The sequence below is a fragment of the Caballeronia sp. INML3B genome, assembly GCF_023631305.1.
Taxonomy (GTDB): domain Bacteria; phylum Pseudomonadota; class Gammaproteobacteria; order Burkholderiales; family Burkholderiaceae; genus Caballeronia; species Caballeronia turbans.
The window spans coordinates 116,829-136,014 of the sequence record NZ_JALQDI010000002.1 but is presented as its reverse complement, the minus strand read 5'-3'; the positions used below and the strand labels follow the sequence as shown (position 1 = coordinate 136,014).

The 19,186-nt window shown below is 64.2% G+C and carries 11 protein-coding genes; 9 read left to right on the top strand and 2 right to left on the bottom strand.

Annotated elements, in window-relative coordinates:
• The first annotated feature begins 116 nt into the window (after window positions 1-116).
• Both NCS58_RS02905 and recN read left to right on the top strand, forming a co-directional pair.
• Window positions 117-1,013 carry an NAD kinase gene (locus NCS58_RS02905; RefSeq protein ID WP_061117772.1) on the top strand — a complete coding sequence of 299 codons (897 nt, stop codon included), beginning with the start codon at window positions 117-119 and terminating at the stop codon, window positions 1,011-1,013.
• A gap of 35 nt (window positions 1,014-1,048) precedes the next feature.
• Entirely contained in the window at window positions 1,049-2,701 is a 1,653-nt protein-coding gene (gene recN / locus NCS58_RS02900) for a DNA repair protein RecN (protein WP_061117773.1), read from the top strand.
• Between the two features lie 7 nt (window positions 2,702-2,708).
• On the opposite strand, the gene glnE is transcribed toward recN, so the two are convergent.
• On the bottom strand, window positions 2,709-5,501 hold the full coding sequence (gene glnE, locus NCS58_RS02895; protein WP_061117774.1) for a bifunctional [glutamate--ammonia ligase]-adenylyl-L-tyrosine phosphorylase/[glutamate--ammonia-ligase] adenylyltransferase: 2,793 nt from the start codon (window positions 5,499-5,501) through the stop codon (window positions 2,709-2,711).
• A 183-nt stretch (window positions 5,502-5,684) separates the two neighbouring features.
• Between glnE and NCS58_RS02890 the strand changes: the two genes are divergently transcribed.
• The 4 genes from NCS58_RS02890 to aroG all read left to right on the top strand — a co-directional run bounded on the left by NCS58_RS02890 (window position 5,685) and on the right by aroG (window position 13,880).
• Window positions 5,685-9,971 carry a YhdP family protein gene (locus NCS58_RS02890; protein ID WP_250537803.1) on the top strand — a complete coding sequence of 1,429 codons (4,287 nt, stop codon included), beginning with the start codon at window positions 5,685-5,687 and terminating at the stop codon, window positions 9,969-9,971.
• 69 nt (window positions 9,972-10,040) lie between these two features.
• Window positions 10,041-10,871 carry a carbon-nitrogen hydrolase family protein gene (locus NCS58_RS02885; protein WP_250537802.1) on the top strand — a complete coding sequence of 277 codons (831 nt, stop codon included), beginning with the start codon at window positions 10,041-10,043 and terminating at the stop codon, window positions 10,869-10,871.
• A gap of 137 nt (window positions 10,872-11,008) precedes the next feature.
• On the top strand, window positions 11,009-12,475 hold the full coding sequence (gene tldD / locus NCS58_RS02880) for a metalloprotease TldD (RefSeq protein WP_061117777.1): 1,467 nt from the start codon (window positions 11,009-11,011) through the stop codon (window positions 12,473-12,475).
• Between the two features lie 331 nt (window positions 12,476-12,806).
• Window positions 12,807-13,880 carry a 3-deoxy-7-phosphoheptulonate synthase AroG gene (gene aroG / locus NCS58_RS02875; protein ID WP_061117884.1) on the top strand — a complete coding sequence of 358 codons (1,074 nt, stop codon included), beginning with the start codon at window positions 12,807-12,809 and terminating at the stop codon, window positions 13,878-13,880.
• A gap of 252 nt (window positions 13,881-14,132) precedes the next feature.
• Here aroG and NCS58_RS02870 read toward each other — a convergent pair whose 3' ends face one another.
• Complete coding sequence (locus tag NCS58_RS02870; protein ID WP_061117778.1) at window positions 14,133-14,690, bottom strand: cob(I)yrinic acid a,c-diamide adenosyltransferase; 558 nt, start codon at window positions 14,688-14,690, stop codon at window positions 14,133-14,135.
• Between the two features lie 236 nt (window positions 14,691-14,926).
• On the opposite strand from NCS58_RS02870, the gene NCS58_RS02865 reads away from it, so the two are divergent.
• The 3 genes from NCS58_RS02865 (at window position 14,927) to glcE (ending at window position 19,186) form a co-directional block, all read left to right on the top strand.
• A complete protein-coding gene (locus NCS58_RS02865; protein WP_250537801.1) occupies window positions 14,927-16,345 on the top strand; it encodes an FAD-binding oxidoreductase in 1,419 nt (472 codons plus the stop codon).
• Window positions 16,346-16,409: 64 nt separating this feature from the next.
• The gene (locus tag NCS58_RS02860; protein WP_061117780.1) at window positions 16,410-17,954 is read left to right on the top strand and encodes an FAD-linked oxidase C-terminal domain-containing protein; all 1,545 of its coding nucleotides are present in this window, start codon (window positions 16,410-16,412) and stop codon (window positions 17,952-17,954) included.
• Between the two features lie 143 nt (window positions 17,955-18,097).
• Entirely contained in the window at window positions 18,098-19,186 is a 1,089-nt protein-coding gene (gene glcE / locus NCS58_RS02855) for a glycolate oxidase subunit GlcE (protein ID WP_061117781.1), read from the top strand.

Genomic DNA, 19,186 nt, shown 5'->3' with positions numbered 1-19,186 from the left:
CCATTCTAGCGAGAAACGACGGGCGTGCCGCGCAACGTCGCGCGGTCCCGTCGCAGCACGACCGTCCAACCTGGCCCACGGTTCTTTTCGATCTCTGACTATGGTGTAATGCCGGCATGGAAATTGGCCAATTCAAGACCGTCGCCCTCGTGGGGCGCACCAACACGCCAGGCATCGAGGCGCCGCTGAGATCGCTCGCCGGTCTTCTTGCGCAGCAAGGCTTCGAGGTCGTGTTCGAGGCGGGCACCGCGAAAGACGTCGGTGTGACGGAGTTTCCCGCGCTGTCCATCGCGGAGATGGGTGCGCGCGCGGACGTCGCAATCGTGCTCGGCGGCGACGGCACCATGCTCGGCATCGGCCGACAGCTCGCCCCCTACAAGACGCCGCTCATCGGCGTGAATCACGGGCGGCTCGGCTTCATCACGGACATTCCGCTCAAGGCGATGCAGGAAATCGTCCCGCAACTGCTCGCCGGCCAGTTCGAGCGCGAGGAGCGCAGCCTGCTCGAAGCGCGCATCGTGCGCGACGACAAGCCGATCTATCACGCACTCGCGTTCAACGACGTCGTGGTGAATCGCAGCGGCTTTTCCGGCATGGCGGAGCTGCGCGTGTCGGTGGACGGCCACTTCATGTACAACCAGCGCTCGGACGGCCTGATCGTCGCGACGCCGACGGGCTCGACCGCTTACGCGCTGTCGTCGGCGGGGCCGATTCTTCATCCTCAGTTGCAAGGCTTCGTGCTCGTGCCGATTGCGCCGCATTCGCTGTCGAACCGTCCGATCGTGCTGCCTGACGATTCGAAGGTGACCATCCAGATCATCGGCGGACGGGACGTCAACGTGAATTTCGACATGCAGTCCTTCACCGCCGTCGAATTGAACGACGCGATCGAAGTGCGGCGCTCGAAGCACACGGTGCCGGTGCTGCATCCGGTCGGCTACAGCACTTACGCGACGCTGCGCAAGAAGCTGCACTGGAACGAGCATCCGTCGCAGGACGCCTCTTCGCTCTGAACTAACTTCTCGTCTTCCCCTTTCCCGAAGCGTCCATGCTCCGTCATCTTTCCATTCGAGATTTCGTCATCGTCGCCACGCTGGATATCGATTTCGATCCAGGTTTCACGGTCTTTTCGGGAGAAACCGGCGCGGGCAAGTCGATCCTGATCGACGCCCTCGCGCTCACGCTCGGCGCCCGCGGCGACGCGAGTGTCGTGCGCACGGGCCAGGCGCGCGCCGATATCACCGCGGAGTTCGGCACCCATCCTTTGGTGACGCGCTGGCTGGACGAGCACGCGTTGGCGCAAGACAGCGACTCGGTCATGCTGCGCCGGGTGATCGATTCGGGCGGCCGCTCCCGCGCGTTCATTAACGGCACGCCCGCGACGCTCGCGCAGCTTCGCGAAGTGGGTGAAATGCTCGTCGACATCCACGGGCAGCACGCGCATCAGTTGCTGATGCGTCCCGACGCGCAGCGCGAACTCTTCGACACGCACGCGCAGTTGCTCGACACCGCCGGCGCGGTGAGTCGCGCGTGGCGGGCCATGCGCGACGCGCAGCAGGCCGTCGAGGCCGCGCAAAGCCGCGACCGCGAGCTGCAACTGGAGCGCGAACGCCTCGCGTGGCAACTGAGCGAATTCGACAAACTCGCGCCGCAACCGGGCGAATGGGAAGAAGTGAGCGCGGAGCATCATCGGCTGTCGCATTCGGCGAGTCTCATCGACGGCGTGCAGGGCGCGCTCGGCGCGCTTTCGGAGTCCGACGAGGCCATGATCTCGCAGCTCGGCACGATCATCTCGAAGGTGCGCGGCCTCGCCGATATCGATCCCGCGCTTAATGACGTGCTCGCGTCGCTCGAACCGGCGGAGATCCAGTTGCAGGAGGCGTCGTATTCGCTGTCGCATTACGCGCAGCGGCTCGAACTCGATCCCGACCGGCTCGCGCAAGTCGAAAGGCGCATGGATCAACTTCACTCGACGGCACGCAAGTTCCGCCTTCAGCCCGAAACGCTGCCCGAGGAACACGACGCGCGCCGCCGCCAGCTCGCCGAACTCGACGCCGCCGCCGATCTCGACGCGCTCAACGCCGCAGCGGACAAAGCGAAAGGCGAATATCTCGCGCACGCCAACGTGTTGTCGAAGGCGCGCGCGAAGGCCGCGAAGCATCTCTCGAAAGCAGTCACCGCCGGCATGCAGGAATTGTCGATGGCGGGCGGCAGCTTCGAAGTCGCGCTCGTGCCCCTCGCCGAAGGCGGCGCCAACGGGCTGGAGCAGGTCGAGTTCCGCGTTGCCGGTCATGCGGGCGTCGCGTTGAGACCGCTCGCGAAAGTCGCGTCAGGCGGCGAACTGGCGCGTATCAGCCTCGCGCTCGCCGTGATCGCGAGCACCGCGAGCCCGACGCCCACGCTCATCTTCGACGAGGTGGACACGGGCATCGGCGGCGGTGTCGCGGAGGTGGTCGGGCGTCTGCTACATCAACTCGGGCGTGACCGTCAGGTCCTGTGCGTGACGCACCTGCCGCAGGTGGCCGCGCGCGGCGATCAGCACTTCCAGGTCGCGAAGTCTCCGGACGACGCCGGCGGCACCGTGAGCACGGTGACCCCGCTCGACAAGAGCAGGCGCATCGAGGAAGTCGCGCGCATGCTGGGCGGGCTGGAGATCACCGCGACCACGCGCAAGCACGCGAAGGAAATGCTGGCCGCCTGAAGCCGGCTCAGCCCGCCACGCTGAACACCCGCTCCCACAACGCTGTCACCGCGTCGCGCTCGGTCTGAACCTCGGCCGGATCGACGCGCGCCTTCTCCATGCCGTCGAGCCGCAGCGTGTGCTGGAGCTTGCGATAATGCCGGTAAGCCGCGCCGATGACTTCCGCTTGCGCTTCGGCGATCAGTCCGCTTTGCGCAGCGATCTTGAGCAGCGTGATATTGCCCGCGTTGCGCAGAAACGCGCGATGCTCGCGCGCATGCAGCAGCACCCAGTACTGCACGATGAACTCGATATCGACCATGCCGCCGCGATCGTGCTTCAGGTCGAACAGTTCGCTGCGATTCGGATGGCCGTCGGCGACGCGCTGACGCATCGTCGCGATCTCGCGCGCCAGAGCGGCGGCATCGCGCTCCATGATGAGCACGTCGGCGCGAATCTTCTCGAACTCCGCGCCGATTTCGGCATCGCCCGCGCTATAGCGTGCGCGCGAAAGCGCCTGATGCTCCCAGACCCACGCGGTGTTCGCCGCGTCGCCCTCGCGGATCTGATAGCGGCGAAACGTTGCGAGATCGGTCACGAGCAGGCCGGATTCACCGTTCGGCCGCAGGCGCAAATCGACGTCGAACAGCGTGCCCGCGCCGGTCGCCGCCGTGAGCCACGTGATGAGGCGGCGCGTGAACATCGCGTAGATGTCGGAGGCCGCGTCGTCGTCATCGTCGTAGAGAAAGATGAGATCGAGATCCGACGCGTAGCCCAGTTCCTTGCCGCCGAGCTTCCCGTACGCGATGACCGAGAAACGCGGCGTCTCGCGATGCCGCTTCGGGAACTGCTTCCACACGGTTCGTACAGTTACGTCGAGCACGGCATCGGCGAGTTCGGAAAGACGGTCGCTCACATGCTCGACGCTCAAATGGCCGGCGAGATCGATCAGCAGAATGCGGAACACTTCGGCCTGGTGCGCGTGACGCAACAGATCCATCTGATGCTCGACGTCCTCGGCAGCGTCGAGCCGCGCGATCAGCGAGCGCTTGAACTCGGACCAGTCGAACGGGCTGGCGATCGCTTCGTCGTCGAGTAATTCGTCGAGCAATTGCGGATGGCGGATCAGATAGCCCGCCGCCCAGCGCGAGCCCGACAGCACCGACAGCACGCGCTCGAGCGCCGCCGGATATTCCGTCAGCAACGCGAGATACGCGCCGCGTTTGCCGATCGCTTCGAGCAGATCGAACAGCCGCACGATGATGTCGCCGCGCTTGCCCGCATCGTTCGACTGCACGGCTTCGAGCGCCCGCTGCGCAACGATGTCGAAGCGCTCGCGGCTCTGCGACGGCAAGCCTGCATAACGCGCCGAATTCCACACGCCGGTCAGACGCGAAAGCACTGGCGCGGGGTCCGCAAAGCCGAGTTCCGCCAGGCGTGCGGCGAGTTCTTCCTGCGCGGAGTCGTCGGCGAGCGCGCTGCTCCAGATCCACGACGCCGCCGAATCCTCCGCGACGCCGCAGCCGCCCTGCCCGCTCACCTTGTCGGCGAAGATCGCGTCGAACTGCTGCTCGACGAGCTCGCGATGCGCATCGAGCTTTTCCATCAGCGCGGCATAGTCCGCGAAACCGAGCGACTTCGCGAGCCGCGCGCGCTCGTCGTCCGCGACGGGCATCGCGTGCGTCTGCGCGTCGTTGCGATATTGCAGCCGATGCTCGACCGTGCGCAGGAACAAATACGCGTCGGACAGCGCCGCGCACACGTCGGGCGCGAGCAAGCCGTGCGCGGCGGCGCGTTCGAGCACGGCGAGCGTCGGACGAATGCGGAAATCCGCCGCCTGACCGCCGCGAATCAACTGAAACACTTGCGCGCTGAACTCGATCTCCCGGATGCCGCCGCGTCCGAGCTTGATGTCGTCGGCTTTGTCGGGACGCATCGATGCGCGCCGCCGCGCTTCCTGCCGAATCTGCTGATGCAGCGAGCGGATCGCCGCGATCACGCCGTAATCGAGATAGCGCCGGTAGATGAACGGCGTCGCGATCGCTTCGAGCTGTTTCATGAGGCGCCTGGCGGATTCGCTTTGTGTCTCCGAAACGAGCCGCCCCTTGATCCATGCGTAGCGCTCCCACTCGCGGCCCTGCACGTAGAAATACTCTTCGAGCATCCCGAGGCTGCACACGAGCGGGCCGGAATCGCCGTTGGGCCGCAGCCGCATGTCGACGCGGAACACATAGCCGTCCTGCGTGATCTCCGCGAGCGCGCCGATCAGACGTTTGCCGAGCCGTGTGAAGAATTCCTGCGTCGCGAGCGCGGAGCGCGTGCCGCCCGAGGTTTCGCCGTCCTCTTCATAAACGAAGATCAGGTCGATGTCCGACGATGCGTTCAGCTCGCGCCCGCCGAGCTTGCCCATGCCGACGACGCCCAGCGTGAGCCGCTCGCCGTCCGGTCCGCGCGGTTCGCCGAAGAGCGCTTCGAGATCCGCGGACAACACCGCGAGCGCGCGCTGGACGGTGACTTCGGCGAGATCGGTCATCGCGCCGGTGACTTCGGCGACATCCGCCGCGCCCGCGAGATCGCGCTCCATCACCGTGCAAAACACATCCGTTCGCAGTCGACGCAGCGCGGTCTTGAGCGCGGCCTCGTCGAGCACGCCGTTTTCGGTGCACGGCTTGCAGTGCGCATCGAGACGCGCCTCGATCCATGCGCGCGTGATGCGCGAGCGCGCCCACTGCGCGACATTCGACGCCAGTTCGGGCCGCGCTGCATATGCGCGCGCCGCATAGTTGGAATAGTCGGAACTGAGGAGAGTGTCGGCGGTCATGAATGGTTGGGTTCGCTCATTGCTTCCGGTAAGACATAACGCTTCACGCATTGCGCCGCGAGTCTTGCCGGGCGCGACTTTGCGAGCATCCACGCGTACACGGGCAGCGGCCTTCCCCGCTTTGCCCGTGTTACATTTCAGCGTCAAACACGCAAAACTACCATATCGCCCGACAGCAGCAGCATGTCCGACAGCAGACGATCCGTCGACCCGACCGAAGTTGGACAAGCCAAGCCCAGCGGCAACGCCGAGCGCGTGCTTTCACGCGTCTTCAAAATCGTTCTGGTCATCGCGGCCATCGCGTATTTCGCGGTGGCGGGCGTGTATGTCGGCCTGCGCTATATCGTCATGCCGCAGGTCGATTCGTTCCGGCCGCGCATCGAGGAACTCGTCTCATCGAAGATTCAGGCGCAGTTGCATATCGGCAGGATTTCCGCGCGATGGTCGGGGCTTTCGCCGACACTCGATATCGACAATCTGAGCATCGACGCCGCCGATGGCTCGCCGGGTCTCGCCGTGCCGCACGCGAGCGCGAGCATCGCGTGGGCCTCTCTGCTGCATCTGCGGCCCAAGCTCGCGGACCTGACCGTCGACGGCCCCGACGTGATCATCGCGCGCAATGCGGACGGCGCGCTGACCGTCGCGGGCGTGCCGATTCCCACGCATCGGACCGGCTCTAACGCGTTCACGACCTGGCTGCTCGGCCAGGACCGCATCCTTCTGCGCGACGGCACGCTGCGCTGGCGCGACGCTCAACGCGCCGCGCCCGAGATCGCGTTCAAGCGCCTGCATCTCGCGATCATCAACGACGGCACGCGGCATCGGCTCGCGCTCAAGGCGCCCGCCGACGGCGACGTGCTGCACGGCCCGCTCGACTTGCGCGCGGACTTCCGTCATCAGCCTTTTTCCGCGATGGGCGCGCCCGCCAACTGGGCCGGCCGTCTCTACATGTCGACCGGGCCGGTCGATCTGCCGATGCTCGCGCGCTACGTGAAGCTGCCTTTCCAGATGTACGGCGGGCGCATCAACAACCAGATCTGGCTGAACTTCGCCGGCGGCCAGTTGCAGAACGCGACCGGCGAGCTGACCGGCGCGAACGTCGCGCTGCGCGTGCGCGCGACGCAGCCGCGTCTCGATCTGCCGATCGCGCGCTTCGGCTGGAGCATCGACAGGAACGACACCGAGTACACGTTGAATCTGCGCGACCTGCATGCGGAGCTCGGCCAGCCGCCGCTCGAGGACGGCACGCCGGTCACGCGCCTGCTCGTGTCGCGCTCGCTGACGGGCACATATCGGCCGCCGGGCGTGGGCAAGGGACAACTGGTGCGGCTGACGGGCGATTCCGTCGATATCGGCATCCTTGCGGAATTCACGCGCGCGCTGCCGGTGCCGGCAAAAGTGCTCAACGAACTCGTGCGCTTCAATCCGCGCGGCCAGGTGTCGAACTACACGATCTTCACCGAGCGCGCCGCGCCGAAGACCGAACAAGAAGCGCAGGAGCAGCGCAAGAAGGGCGACGCGCCGCTTTTGCACTACGCGTTGAAGGGCGATCTCCAGGGTCTTAGCATCCAGGCGCAGGAGCCGCCACCCGGACTCACGATCAACAATCATCCCCGCGCGGGCATTCCGGGCGTCGAGAACATGTGGGGCACGGTCGACGCGAACGAGAAGGAAGGCCGGATCACGATCGACACGAAGAACGTGGCCGTCATCATCCCCGGCGCGTTCGACGATCCCCGCCTCACCTTCGACTCGCTGCAAGGCAATGCGCGCTGGACTGTGGCCGACGCGATCGCGCCGGGCGAACTGCGCCGCGCCTTCACGATCCACCTCGAAAGACTGCGCGTCAAAAACGCCGACGCCGAAGGCGAAGCCACCGCCGATTACTGGAACCAGGGCCACGGACGCGGCAATCTCGACCTGAAGGCGAAGGTCGCGCATCTGAAGGTGACGAGCCTCGTGCGCTATCTGCCGACGAGCCTGAACGAGCGCGTGCGCGTCTATCTCGGCCATGCGCTGCAGGCGGGCGTCGCGAAGAACGGGACGATCGAAGTGCACGGCGATCTCACGCGCTTCCCTTACGCGAAGTTTCCCGACGCGGGCATCTTCCGCATCGAGGCGCCGTTCAGCGGCGGCAAGTTCGACCCGACGCCGTTTCCGCCGCGCAAGATGGCCAACGGCCTGCCGAACTTCTGGCCGGCGTTCGAGGGCATCGACGGCACATTCACGCTCGCGCAGAACAAGCTCGGGTTCGACATCGACAAGGGGCATTACCGCGGCGTGAAGGTTTCGAAGGTCATCGGACGCATCGACGATACGGGCAATCGTGAGACGAAGTTGTGGATCGACGGCAAGGCACGCGGCCCGCTCGCCGACATGCTGCAATACGTCGACGACAGTTCGCTCGGCCTGATGGCGAAGCACGCGACGCGCAAGATCGACGCCAAAGGCGACGCCGCACTCGCGCTCACGCTCGGCATTCCGCGCTATCGTCCGCCCGCGCCGCAACCGCCGATCAAGCCCGAGTACAAAGGCTCGCTCACCTTCGCGGACAACGAAGTCACCTACGGCAATCTGCCGCCGCTCACGCATCTGCGCGGCCGCGCCGACTTCGCCGCGAAGACCGTGACGCTCGACGGCCTGACCGCGCAGTTGCTCGGCGGCGACGTGCGTGCAAAAGGCGGCGTGCAGCCCGACGGCAGCTATGCGATCGACGTGAACGGGCGCATCGGCGCGGACGCCGCCACGCGGCTCAACAAGCGGATCACGCCGCAGGTCGCGGAATTCATGAAGCGGATCAACGGCACCGCGCCTTACGAGCTGCACGTGCACGGCGCGAGGAACGCGTTGCCGATCGTGCAGGCTCGCTCGGATCTGACGGGACTCGGCATCGATCTGCCCGCGCCGTTCAGCAAGCCGCAAGGCACGCCGATGCCCTTCTCTTTCACGTTCCAGCCCGCGCCGGGCGGTGCGTCGGACCTCCACGACGCGCGGCTCAGCTTCGGGCCGGTGGCAGCGCATTACGTACTGCAGCAGATAGGCCGCGCGCAGGTCAGGATCGATCCGCAAAACGCGGCCGAGCCGATGAACATGCGCGCGCGTCTGAAAGTCGTGCGCGGCGCGATCGGCTTGAACAAGGCCGCCGACTTGCCGGCCGAAGGCGTCATCGCGAACGCGGATCTGAACGAGCTCGATGCCGACGCATGGCGCAAGGTGTTCGCCGATATCGCCGCCGCCGGCGCCGCGACGCCGCAAGCCGCCGACGCGAACGCGCCTGCCCCCCCGATGAGCGAGAGCGTCAGTCAGTTCGTCCCGACGCGCGCTGCCATCCACATCACGACGCTCAAGCTGCTCGACCGGCGGTGGGAGAACATCGCGATCGACGCGAGCGGTGCCGATCGCAAGTGGCAGGCGAACATCGCGTCGGATCGGGTGTCGGGCGATGTTGCGTGGACGCCGGGCGCGACCCGGGACAGTCCCGGCGCGTTGCATGCGCGCTTCGCGAAAGTCGTGATTCCGGACAAGACGGGAAGCGAATCCACCGGGCAGGTCATGAAAAAGCCGCCGCGCAACGTGCCGACGATCGATCTCATCGTGAACGAGCTCGTGTATCGCGGTCACAGCCTCGGGCGGCTCGAAGTCGACGCGCACAACGAAGTCATCGCCGACGAACCGATCTGGACACTCGACAAGCTCGAGCTCGCGAACCCCGACGCGACGCTCACCGCGAACGCCACGTGGCGCACGCTGCCGGGCGGCGTCGTAAAGGCAAACACCGACGACGGCGCGCCGCGCCGCACGTCGCTCGCTTTCAAGCTCGATGTGAAGAACGGCGGACAGTTGATCGACCGTTTCGGCGCGCCGCGCGTCGTCAACTCGGGCAGCGGCACGGTCGCGGGCCATGCGGGCTGGAACGGCGGTCCGACTGCCGTCGATGTGAACACGCTCGATGGCGACGTCGCCGTCGATCTGCGTCACGGCCAGATCCTGCGTGCGCCGGGCGCGGCGAAGTGGCTCGGCATCTTCAGCCTGCGCAGCCTCGCCAATCTGCTGACGCTGCACTTCGAGGATGTCGTCGGAAAGGGTCTGCCGTTCGAGAAGATCACGGGCAATGCGAAGATCGTCGATGGCATCAGCCGCACGGACGACTTTCTCATGGTCACATCGCCCGCGCGCGTGCAGATGCAGGGCCTCGTCGATATGCCGAAGCAGACGCAGGACCTTCACGTGAAGGTGATTCCGACGGTCGGCGCGGGCGCGGCTGCGATCGGCGCCGCGGTGATCAATCCCTTGCTCGGCCTCGGCGTGCTTGCGGCGGACATCGCGCTGTCGGCATCGATTCAAAAAGCATTTGCGCTCGACTATTCGATCACCGGCTCATGGAGCAAACCCGTCGTTAAGCGGCTCACTGGCGATCAGGGTAAGATCGAAACACCCGCCGCCACCGCGGTTCCGTCCGCTGCCCGCTGAAAACGGGCGGTCGCACCCGCCCCGGCGACGCCGTTTTTTCGTCCCCTTTTTTATCAGCGCACAAAAGACATGAGCGAAAGATCGAGCGAAAGCGCGGCCCCGTTTCAGGTCGCCGCGCTGCAGATGGTCAGCACGCCCGAGCGCGACCGCAATCTGGCCGACGCCGGGCGCCTCATCGCCGAAGCTGCGCGCGGCGGCGCTCAGCTCGTGCTCCTGCCCGAATATTTCTGCTACATGGGCTTCAAGGACACCGACAAGCTCGCGATCCGCGAAACGCCCGGCGCGGGTCCGATCCAGCAATTTCTGTCCGATGCGGCGCGCGAGCATCGCGTGTGGATCATCGGCGGGACACTTCCGCTGCAATCGCCCGAACCGAACCGCGTCCTGAACACGACGCTCGTCTTCGATCCGACTGGCAAGCAGGTCGCGCGCTACGACAAGATTCATCTGTTCAATTTCGAAAAGGGCGAAGAATCCTTCGACGAATCGCGCACCATCTGTCCTGGCAGCGAAGTGCGGACGTTCGAGGCGCCGTTCGGGCGCGTGGGATTGTCGGTGTGCTACGACCTGCGCTTTCCCGAGCTGTACCGCAAGCTCGGCGATTGCGCGCTGATGGTCGTGCCTTCCGCGTTCACTTACACGACCGGCAATGCGCACTGGGAAACGCTGCTCAAGGCGCGCGCCGTCGAGAATCAATGCTACGTGCTGGCCGCGGCGCAGGGCGGCAGGCACGAGAACGGCCGCAGGACGTGGGGCCACAGCATGCTGATCGATCCGTGGGGCGCGATCGTCGCCGTCAAGGACGAGGGCATGGGCGTGGTCGCGGGCGGTATCGATCTGCAACGCATCGCAGCCGTGCGGCAGAGCTTGCCGGCTTATCGACATCGCGTGATCGGGTGATCGCGCGGCTCACTCAACTGACGACTCGAAGACGCGGTTTGCCCGCGCACATGACCTGACTGGATCAGACCGTAGAATAGGCTGCAATTCGTCTGAAATATCATCGAACTCGTCACAGAACACGTAATAGGCACCGCATGAATATCATCGAACCCGGCATTCGTAACCTGGTCACGGCGAAGGACGTTTTGCTCACGCCCTACGGCCTCGACGAAGGGCTGATCACTCGTACGCTCGCGGAAATCTTCACGCATCGTGTCGATTACGCGGACCTCTATTTCCAGTCCACGCGCAGCGAAGCGTGGAGTCTCGAAGAAGGCATCGTCAAATCAGGCAGCTTCAGCATCGATCAGGGCGTCGGCGTGCGCGCCGTGTCCGGCGAGCGCACGGCGTTCGCCTATTCGGACGACCTGTCGCCCGAATCCATCCGCCAGGCCGCGATCGCGACGCGCGCCATCGCCAAGGCGGGCGGCGGCAAGCACAAGATCAAACCGGCGAGCACGCTCACGGGCGTATCGGGGCGCGATCTGTATCTGCCTGCCGATCCGCTGCATTCGCTCGATGCGAACGCCAAGGTGAAGTTGCTGGAGCGCGTCGAGCAGATGGCCCGCGGCAAGGATCCGCGCATCACGCAGGTGATGGCCGGTCTCGCCGGCGAGTATGACGTCGTGCTCGTCGCGCGCAGCGACGGCGCGCTCGCGGCGGACGTGCGCCCGCTCGTGCGCGTGTCGGTGACGGTGATCGCCGAGCAGAACGGGCGACGTGAAATCGGCACGGGCGGCGGCGGCGGACGCTTCGACTACGGCTATTTCACCGACGACATCCTGAACAAGTACGTCGACGATGCCGTGCACGCGGCGCTCGTCAATCTCGAAGCGCGCCCGGCTCCCGCTGGCGCGATGACGGTGGTGCTCGGGCCGGGCTGGCCCGGCGTGCTGCTGCACGAGGCGGTCGGACACGGGCTCGAGGGCGATTTCAACCGCAAGGGATCGTCGGCGTTCGCGGGGATGATCGGCGAGCAGGTGGCGGCGAAGGGCGTCACCGTGGTGGATGACGGCACGCTTCCGAATCGGCGCGGCTCGCTCAATATCGACGACGAAGGCAACCCGACGCAGTGCACGACGCTGATCGAGGACGGCATTCTGAAGGGCTACATCCAGGATTCGCTCAATGCGCGCCTGATGAAAATGCCGGTGACGGGCAACGCGCGCCGCGAATCGTACGCCGCGCTGCCGATGCCGCGCATGACGAACACGTACATGCTCAACGGCGACAAGGACCCGAAGGAAATTCTCGCCTCGGTCAAGAACGGCTTGTATGCGGTGAATTTCGGCGGCGGTCAGGTCGACATCACCAACGGCAAGTTCGTCTTCTCGGCGTCCGAGGCGTACATGATCGAGAACGGCAAGATCACGTATCCGGTGAAAGGCGCGACGCTGATCGGAAGCGGCCCGGAATCGCTCAAGTACGTGACGATGATAGGCAACGACATGTCGCTCGATAGCGGCGTCGGCGTGTGCGGCAAGGAAGGCCAGAGCGTGCCGGTGGGCGTCGGTCAGCCGACATTGCGCATCGAGAAGATGACGGTCGGCGGGACGGTGTGATTTGTATGCGGCATTTCCGCATCGGATGGGTGGGTATGCGGCGTGGCCGCGCCGTCCGATGCGGATTGTCCGCGTTTTCTTAGTTGCAGGGTTGTCAGCGCCGCACGTTTGAGGTTATAAAAGCAGTCACAACTTTTTGCGACACCCCTTCGACCCATCATGTCCGCCAAGTTTTATTTTTATTTCTTTTGGCATCTCAAGCCGCTGGCGGATCGAGAGGGGTGAGTCGTACACAGGTTGAACAAGCCGAAATTCCCGAAAAACCGCCAGCGAGTCTGGCGGTTTTTTTTCGTCTCATATTTTGATTAGAACGTTGCCGTTGGAGAACGACATGCCCCCGCACAATACCGATGATGTTCGCATCCGCGAGTTGAAAGAGCTGACCCCGCCCGCGCATCTGATCCGCGAATTTCCCTGCGCCGAGCCGGTTTCCGAACTCATCTACAACGCGCGGCAGTCGATGCATCGCATTCTTCATGGGATGGATGATCGCCTGATCGTCATCGTCGGGCCTTGCTCGATTCATGATCCGAAGGCTGCATTGGAGTACGCGGGGCGATTGATCGAGCAGCGTAAGCGGTTTGCTGGTGAACTTGAGATCGTGATGCGGGTGTATTTCGAAAAGCCGCGGACAACGGTCGGCTGGAAGGGGCTGATCAACGATCCGTACATGGATAACAGCTTCAAGATCAATGATGGGTTGCGGGCCGCGCGGGAGTTGCTCATGCATATCAATGAGCTTGGCTTGCCTGCGGGGACCGAGTATCTCGACATGATCAGTCCGCAGTACATCGCCGATCTGATTTCGTGGGGCGCGATTGGGGCGCGGACCACGGAGTCTCAAGTACACCGCGAGCTTGCCTCCGGGTTGTCTTGCCCGGTGGGATTCAAGAACGGTACTGACGGTAACGTCAAGATTGCTGTGGATGCGATCAAGGCGGCTTCGCAGCCGCATCATTTTCTCTCTGTGACCAAGGGCGGCCATTCGGCGATTGTTTCTACCGCTGGTAATGAGGATTGCCACATCATTTTGCGCGGTGGCAAGACGCCTAATTTCGATGCGGCGAGTGTGGATGCTGCGTGTAGCGATATTGGGAAGGCTGGCTTGGCTGCGCGATTAATGATTGACGCGAGCCATGCCAATAGCTCGAAGAAGCATGAGAATCAGATTCCGGTTTGTGAGGATATTGGCAAGCAACTGGCTGCTGGGGATGAGCGGATTGTCGGAGTGATGGTGGAGTCGCATCTGGTTGCGGGACGCCAGGATCTGAAGGAAGGATGCGAATTGACCTACGGGCAAAGCGTCACCGATGCCTGTATCGGATGGGATGAGAGTGTGAAGGTGCTTGAGGGATTGGCGGAAGCGGTTAAGCAGCGGCGCGTAGTACGTGGCGGCGGAAACTGAGTTTCCTGACATCGTTGTAGACGGCGATCCGAGTAAGCCGTCTACAAAGTAGGCTATGAGAACAGAGCAGTCGTCGCTAGAACCGAATTTGCTGGCATCGGGCGTGAAGGACAATCGTTTCCAGAGTTTGGCTTAATCTTTTTGGATTATTTCGAACTCTGCGCTTATCGCGTGCATTTCCAATCTAAAAAGAACCCAGAGTGCGAGATGGAAGACGAAGTTGAATCAAACCAATGGTGTTTTGGCGTGCTGCTATCGCTCAGTTGCACGAGTCCATAAGATATCGCTTCCTCCGTCCGCCCGATTTAGCACCCGAGCCCAAATAAACATCAAATCCGACAACCGGTTCACATACCTCCTCGGCGCCTCATTCACTCCCGCGGTCTCTGCACGTCCCAACGCCACAATCCCCCTCTCCGCCCTCCGACAAACCGTCCGCGCAACATGAGCAAGCGCCGCCGCCCTCGACCCACCCGGCAAAATAAACTCCTTCAACGGAGGCAAAGTCGCGTTGTACTCTTCCAGCCACGCATCGAGTTGAGCAAGATGAGAAGTCTGAATCATCGAATGCCCGGGAATCGACAACTCGCCACCGAGATCGAATAAATCGTTTTGAATCTGCGTCAGCGCGGCGCGAATATCGGAGGGCATCGGCTCGCATAAAAGCACGCCAATACAGGAATTCAATTCGTCGACATCCCCGATCGCGGCGATGCGCGTATCGTCTTTCGAAACCCGGCTCCCATCGCCCAGTCCTGTGGTTCCATCGTCGCCAGTACGCGTGGTGATCTTGCTCAAGCGGTTACCCATCGCTGTCTCCCTGATAAGCAGACAAAAAACCGACCCATTATAGGCACGCCGACGCACTCGAAACCGCCATAAACCCGCCCCGCCGGCCTCTCTCCGACGGCGTAAAATGGAATGAACACCGTACGGCTTTCGCGCGAACCGCAAAACGAGCCAGTCACGAGGCATCACGCGAAAACCGCAACGCCCATACCAAGCGCAAGCAAGAACACAAAGCCGCACCGCCCGGAGACACGCAAGTGAACCACCCCACAGAACATCAAGCACTTCAGAAGCGTCCCTTTCCCGCGTCGCTTTTCGAAGCGCTGAAAGCAAGATTCGGCGAGCGCGCGACGGCATCGCAAGCCGTCCGCGAACACCACGGCCGCGACGAATCGCCGTTCGATCCGCAACTCCCCGACGCCGTCGTCTACGCGCGCAGCATCGACGAAGTGCAGGCCATCGTGAAGCTCTGCGCAGAACACGACGTCCCGATCATTCCCTACGGCAACGGCTCCTCGCTCGAAGGTCACTTGCTCGCGGTCCAGGGCGGCGTCTCCATCGACCTCTCCGAGATGAACCAGATCGTCTCGATCAACGCCGAAGACCTCACGGTCACGGTGCAACCCGGCATCTCCCGCAAGCAACTGAACGAAGCGCTGAAGGACACGGGCCTCTTCTTCCCGATCGATCCCGGCGCCGACGCGAGCATCGGCGGCATGTCCGCGACGCGCGCCTCGGGCACCAACGCCGTGCGCTACGGCACGATGCGCGAAAACGTCCTCGGCCTCACCGTCGTGCTCGCCGATGGCCGCGTCATCAAAACCGGCACGCGCGCGCGCAAATCGTCCGCGGGTTACGACCTCACGCGTCTTTTCGTCGGCTCGGAAGGCACGCTCGGCGTCATCACCGAAATCACGGTGCGTCTTTATCCGCAGCCCGAAGCGATTTCGGCGGCCGTGTGCGCATTTCCGTCGATGGGAGATGCCGTGCGCGCCGTCATCGAAACCATTCAGATGGGCGTGCCGATCGCGCGCGTCGAGTTCGTCGACAAACTCGCCGTGCGCGCCATCAACCGTCACTCGAATCTGACGCTGCGCGAATCGCCGATGCTGTTCTTCGAATTCCACGGTACCGAATCCGGCGTGCAGGAACAGGCGCAGACCGTGCAGGACATCGTCGCGGAGAACAACGGCGAGGACTTCGAATGGGCGACGCGTCCCGAAGACCGCAGCCGTCTCTGGAACGCGCGCCATTCGGCGTATTTCGCGATGCTGCAACTGAAGCCCGGCTGCCGCGCCGTCACCACTGACGTCTGCGTGCCGATCTCGCGTCTCGCCGAATGTGTCGAGGAAACGGAAAAGGATCTGCAAGGCTCGTACTTGCCGAGCCCGATCGTCGGTCACGTCGGCGACGGCAATTTTCACGTCGCGATGCTGCTCGATCCCAACAAGCCCGAAGAGCTGGAAGAAGCCGAGCGCATCAACCGGCGCATCGTCGGACGGGCGCTCGAGATGGGCGGCACCTGCACCGGCGAACACGGCGTCGGGCTGCACAAGATGAGCTTCATGATCGAGGAGCACGGCGAGGACGCCATCGCGACGATGCGCGCCATCAAACAGGCACTCGATCCGAGAAACCTGATGAACCCCGGGAAAATCTTCACTTTCGAAGGCTGAAGAAGCGCAAGATGCACGCATGAAATAAGCGCCACTGACCGCGCAGGCATCAAAAGGAGGAGACATGAACGCACCCGACGAGCTCAAGGCCGAGCAGATGTCGCCCAATCTGCCGCACGAAGACGCGCCCGAGCTGACCGAAGATCAGCTCGCCGCGCGTCAGCGTGAAGTCGTGCAGGCGCTGATGGCCGTGCTGCCGACGCACTGTCTGCTCTTTCGCGACGAAGACACCGCCCCGTATGAATGCGATGGCCTCGCCGCGTACCGGCGCCTGCCGCTCGCGGTGGCGCTGCCGGAAACCGAGGCGCAGGTGCAGCGTGTCGTGCAAATCTGCGCGCGTCTTTCGATTCCGATCGTCCCGCGCGGCGCGGGCACCGGCCTCTCCGGCGGCGCGATGCCGATTCGCCACGGCATCGTGCTGTCGCTTGCGCGCTTTCGCAAGATCGTCGAAGTCGATCCATACGCGCGCACCGCGACCGTGCAGCCGGGCGTGCGCAACCTCGCCATTTCGGAAGCTGCCGCGCCCTATGGGCTGTATTACGCGCCCGATCCGTCATCGCAGATCGCGTGCACGATCGGCGGAAATGTGTCCGAGAACTCCGGCGGCGTGCACTGCCTGAAATACGGCCTCACGGTGCACAACGTCCTGCGCGTGCGCGCGGTGACGATGGAAGGCGACGTCGTCGAGTTCGGCTCGCTCGGCCCCGACGCGCCGGGCCTCGATCTGCTCGCGGTGCTGATCGGCAGCGAAGGCATGTTTGCGATCGTCACCGAGATCACGGTCAAGCTGATCCCGAAGCCGCAAACGGCGCAGGTCATCATGGCGAGTTTCGACGATGTCGTGAAAGGCGGCGACGCCGTCGCGGCGATCATCGCCGCGGGCATCATCCCGGCCGGCCTGGAAATGATGGACAAACCCGCGACGCGCGCGGTCGAAGAGTTCGTCAACGCGGGCTACGACCTCGACGCCGCCGCGATCCTGCTGTGCGAATCCGACGGCACGCACGACGAAGTCGCCGAGGAAATCGTCCGCATGACGGCGGTTTTGCGCGAGCACGGCGCGTCGCGCATCCAGATCTCGCGTTCCGAAGCCGAGCGCCTCAAGTTCTGGTCGGGCCGCAAGAACGCGTTCCCGGCGGCGGGCCGCATCTCGCCGGACTATTACTGCATGGACGGTACCGTACCGCGCCGCGCGATCGGGCCGCTGCTCAAGCGCATCGAAGAGATGGAGAAGAAGTACGCGCTGCGCTGCATCAACGTGTTCCACGCCGGCGATGGCAACATGCATCCGCTGATTCTGTTCAACGGCAACGATCTCGATGAATGGCATCGCGCCGAGGCGTTCGGCTGCGACATCCTGGAGTGTTGCGTCGAGCTGGGCGGCACGGTGACGGGCGAGCATGGCGTCGGCATCGAAAAGATCAATTCGATGTGCGTGCAGTTTTCGCCGGAAGAGCGCGACGCGTTCTTCGCGGTCAAGCGCGCGTTCGATCCGCCGGGCCTGCTCAATCCCGACAAGGGTATCCCGACGCGCGCGCGCTGCGCCGAGTACGGCAAGATGCATGTCCGGGGCGGGCTGTTGCCGCATCCCGAATTGCCGCGCTTCTGAAGTCTCACGACGCGCGGCGCGCGTTGCGCTATCCACGTTTCTCCGAGTGTGGCGGGGTTAAGCGGCCGGTACAATCGATCGGACAGCCATTAGAAAGCTGAACACGGAAGTCGGATCGAAATCGACGAATGAGCGGAACATCCATGGAACAGGACGACATCGTCGCCGGCTGGTCGGAGAGGATCGCCCGGGCCACCGAAACCGGCACGCTGCTGCGCGTGCGCGGGGGTGGCACGAAAGACTGGTACGGGCAGACGCTCCAGGGAGAGATCCTCGACACGCGCGTGTATCGCGGCATCATCGCTTACGATCCGGCGGAACTCGTCATCACTGCGCGAAGCGGCACGCCGCTCGCCGAAATCGAAGCGGCACTCAGAGAGCACAACCAGATGCTGCCGTTCGAGCCGCCGCACTTCGGGCGCAACGCGACGCTGGGCGGCTGCATCGCCGCGGGGCTCGCGGGCCCGCGCCGCGCATGGACCGGCGCGCCGCGCGATTTCGTGCTCGGCGCGGTCGTCATGAACGGTCACGGGCAAGTGCTGCATTTCGGCGGACAAGTGGTGAAGAACGTCGCCGGGTATGACGTGTCGCGCCTGCTAGCGGGTTCGCTCGGCACGCTCGGCCTGATTCTCGAACTCTCGATCAAGGTGCTGCCGCGCCCCGTCGCCGAAGCCACGCTCAAGTTCGACATGCACGCCACCGACGGCGTGCGCAAGCTCAACGAATGGGGCGGCCATCCATTGCCGATCTGCGGCAGCGCGTGGCGCGACGGCACGCTTGCGCTGCGTCTCGCAGGCGCGGAAGCTGCTGTAAAGACAGCGCGCAATACGCTCGGCGGCGAGGTCGTCGATGCGGTCGAAGCCGACCGTTTCTGGATCGGCATGCGCGAGCAGACGGACCCGTTCTTCGCGGTGATCGAACCGCGCTCGGCGCTGTGGCGGCTCGCGTTGCCGTCGATCGCGGAGCCGCTGCATCTGCCGGGCGCGCAGTTGATGGAATGGGGCGGCGCGCAGCGCTGGTGGATCACCGACACCGATCCGCAAACCGTGCGCATCAGCGCGAAGCAGGCGGGCGGGCACGCGACGATATTCCGCGCAGGCTCCGCCTACGATCGCAACGCGGGCGTGTTCACGCCGCTGCCCGCGCCGCTGATGAAGATTCATCGTGGATTGAAAGCCGCATTCGATCCGGCGCGCATCTTCAACCGCGCGCGTTTGTACCCCGACTTTTAG

What these genes read in the sequence shown, in the direction of transcription:
- recN (WP_061117773.1), top strand. Translation starts at nt 1,049, where the DNA reads ATGCTCCGTCATCTTTCCATTCGAGATTTCGTCATCGTCGCCACGCTG.
- glnE (WP_061117774.1), bottom strand. Translation starts at nt 5,501, where the DNA reads ATGACCGCCGACACTCTCCTCAGTTCCGACTATTCCAACTATGCGGCG.
- NCS58_RS02905 (WP_061117772.1), top strand. Translation starts at nt 117, where the DNA reads ATGGAAATTGGCCAATTCAAGACCGTCGCCCTCGTGGGGCGCACCAAC.
- NCS58_RS02890 (WP_250537803.1), top strand. Translation starts at nt 5,685, where the DNA reads ATGTCCGACAGCAGACGATCCGTCGACCCGACCGAAGTTGGACAAGCC.
- tldD (WP_061117777.1), top strand. Translation starts at nt 11,009, where the DNA reads ATGAATATCATCGAACCCGGCATTCGTAACCTGGTCACGGCGAAGGAC.
- glcE (WP_061117781.1), top strand. Translation starts at nt 18,098, where the DNA reads ATGGAACAGGACGACATCGTCGCCGGCTGGTCGGAGAGGATCGCCCGG.
- NCS58_RS02885 (WP_250537802.1), top strand. Translation starts at nt 10,041, where the DNA reads ATGAGCGAAAGATCGAGCGAAAGCGCGGCCCCGTTTCAGGTCGCCGCG.
- NCS58_RS02870 (WP_061117778.1), bottom strand. Translation starts at nt 14,690, where the DNA reads ATGGGTAACCGCTTGAGCAAGATCACCACGCGTACTGGCGACGATGGA.
- aroG (WP_061117884.1), top strand. Translation starts at nt 12,807, where the DNA reads ATGCCCCCGCACAATACCGATGATGTTCGCATCCGCGAGTTGAAAGAG.
- NCS58_RS02860 (WP_061117780.1), top strand. Translation starts at nt 16,410, where the DNA reads ATGAACGCACCCGACGAGCTCAAGGCCGAGCAGATGTCGCCCAATCTG.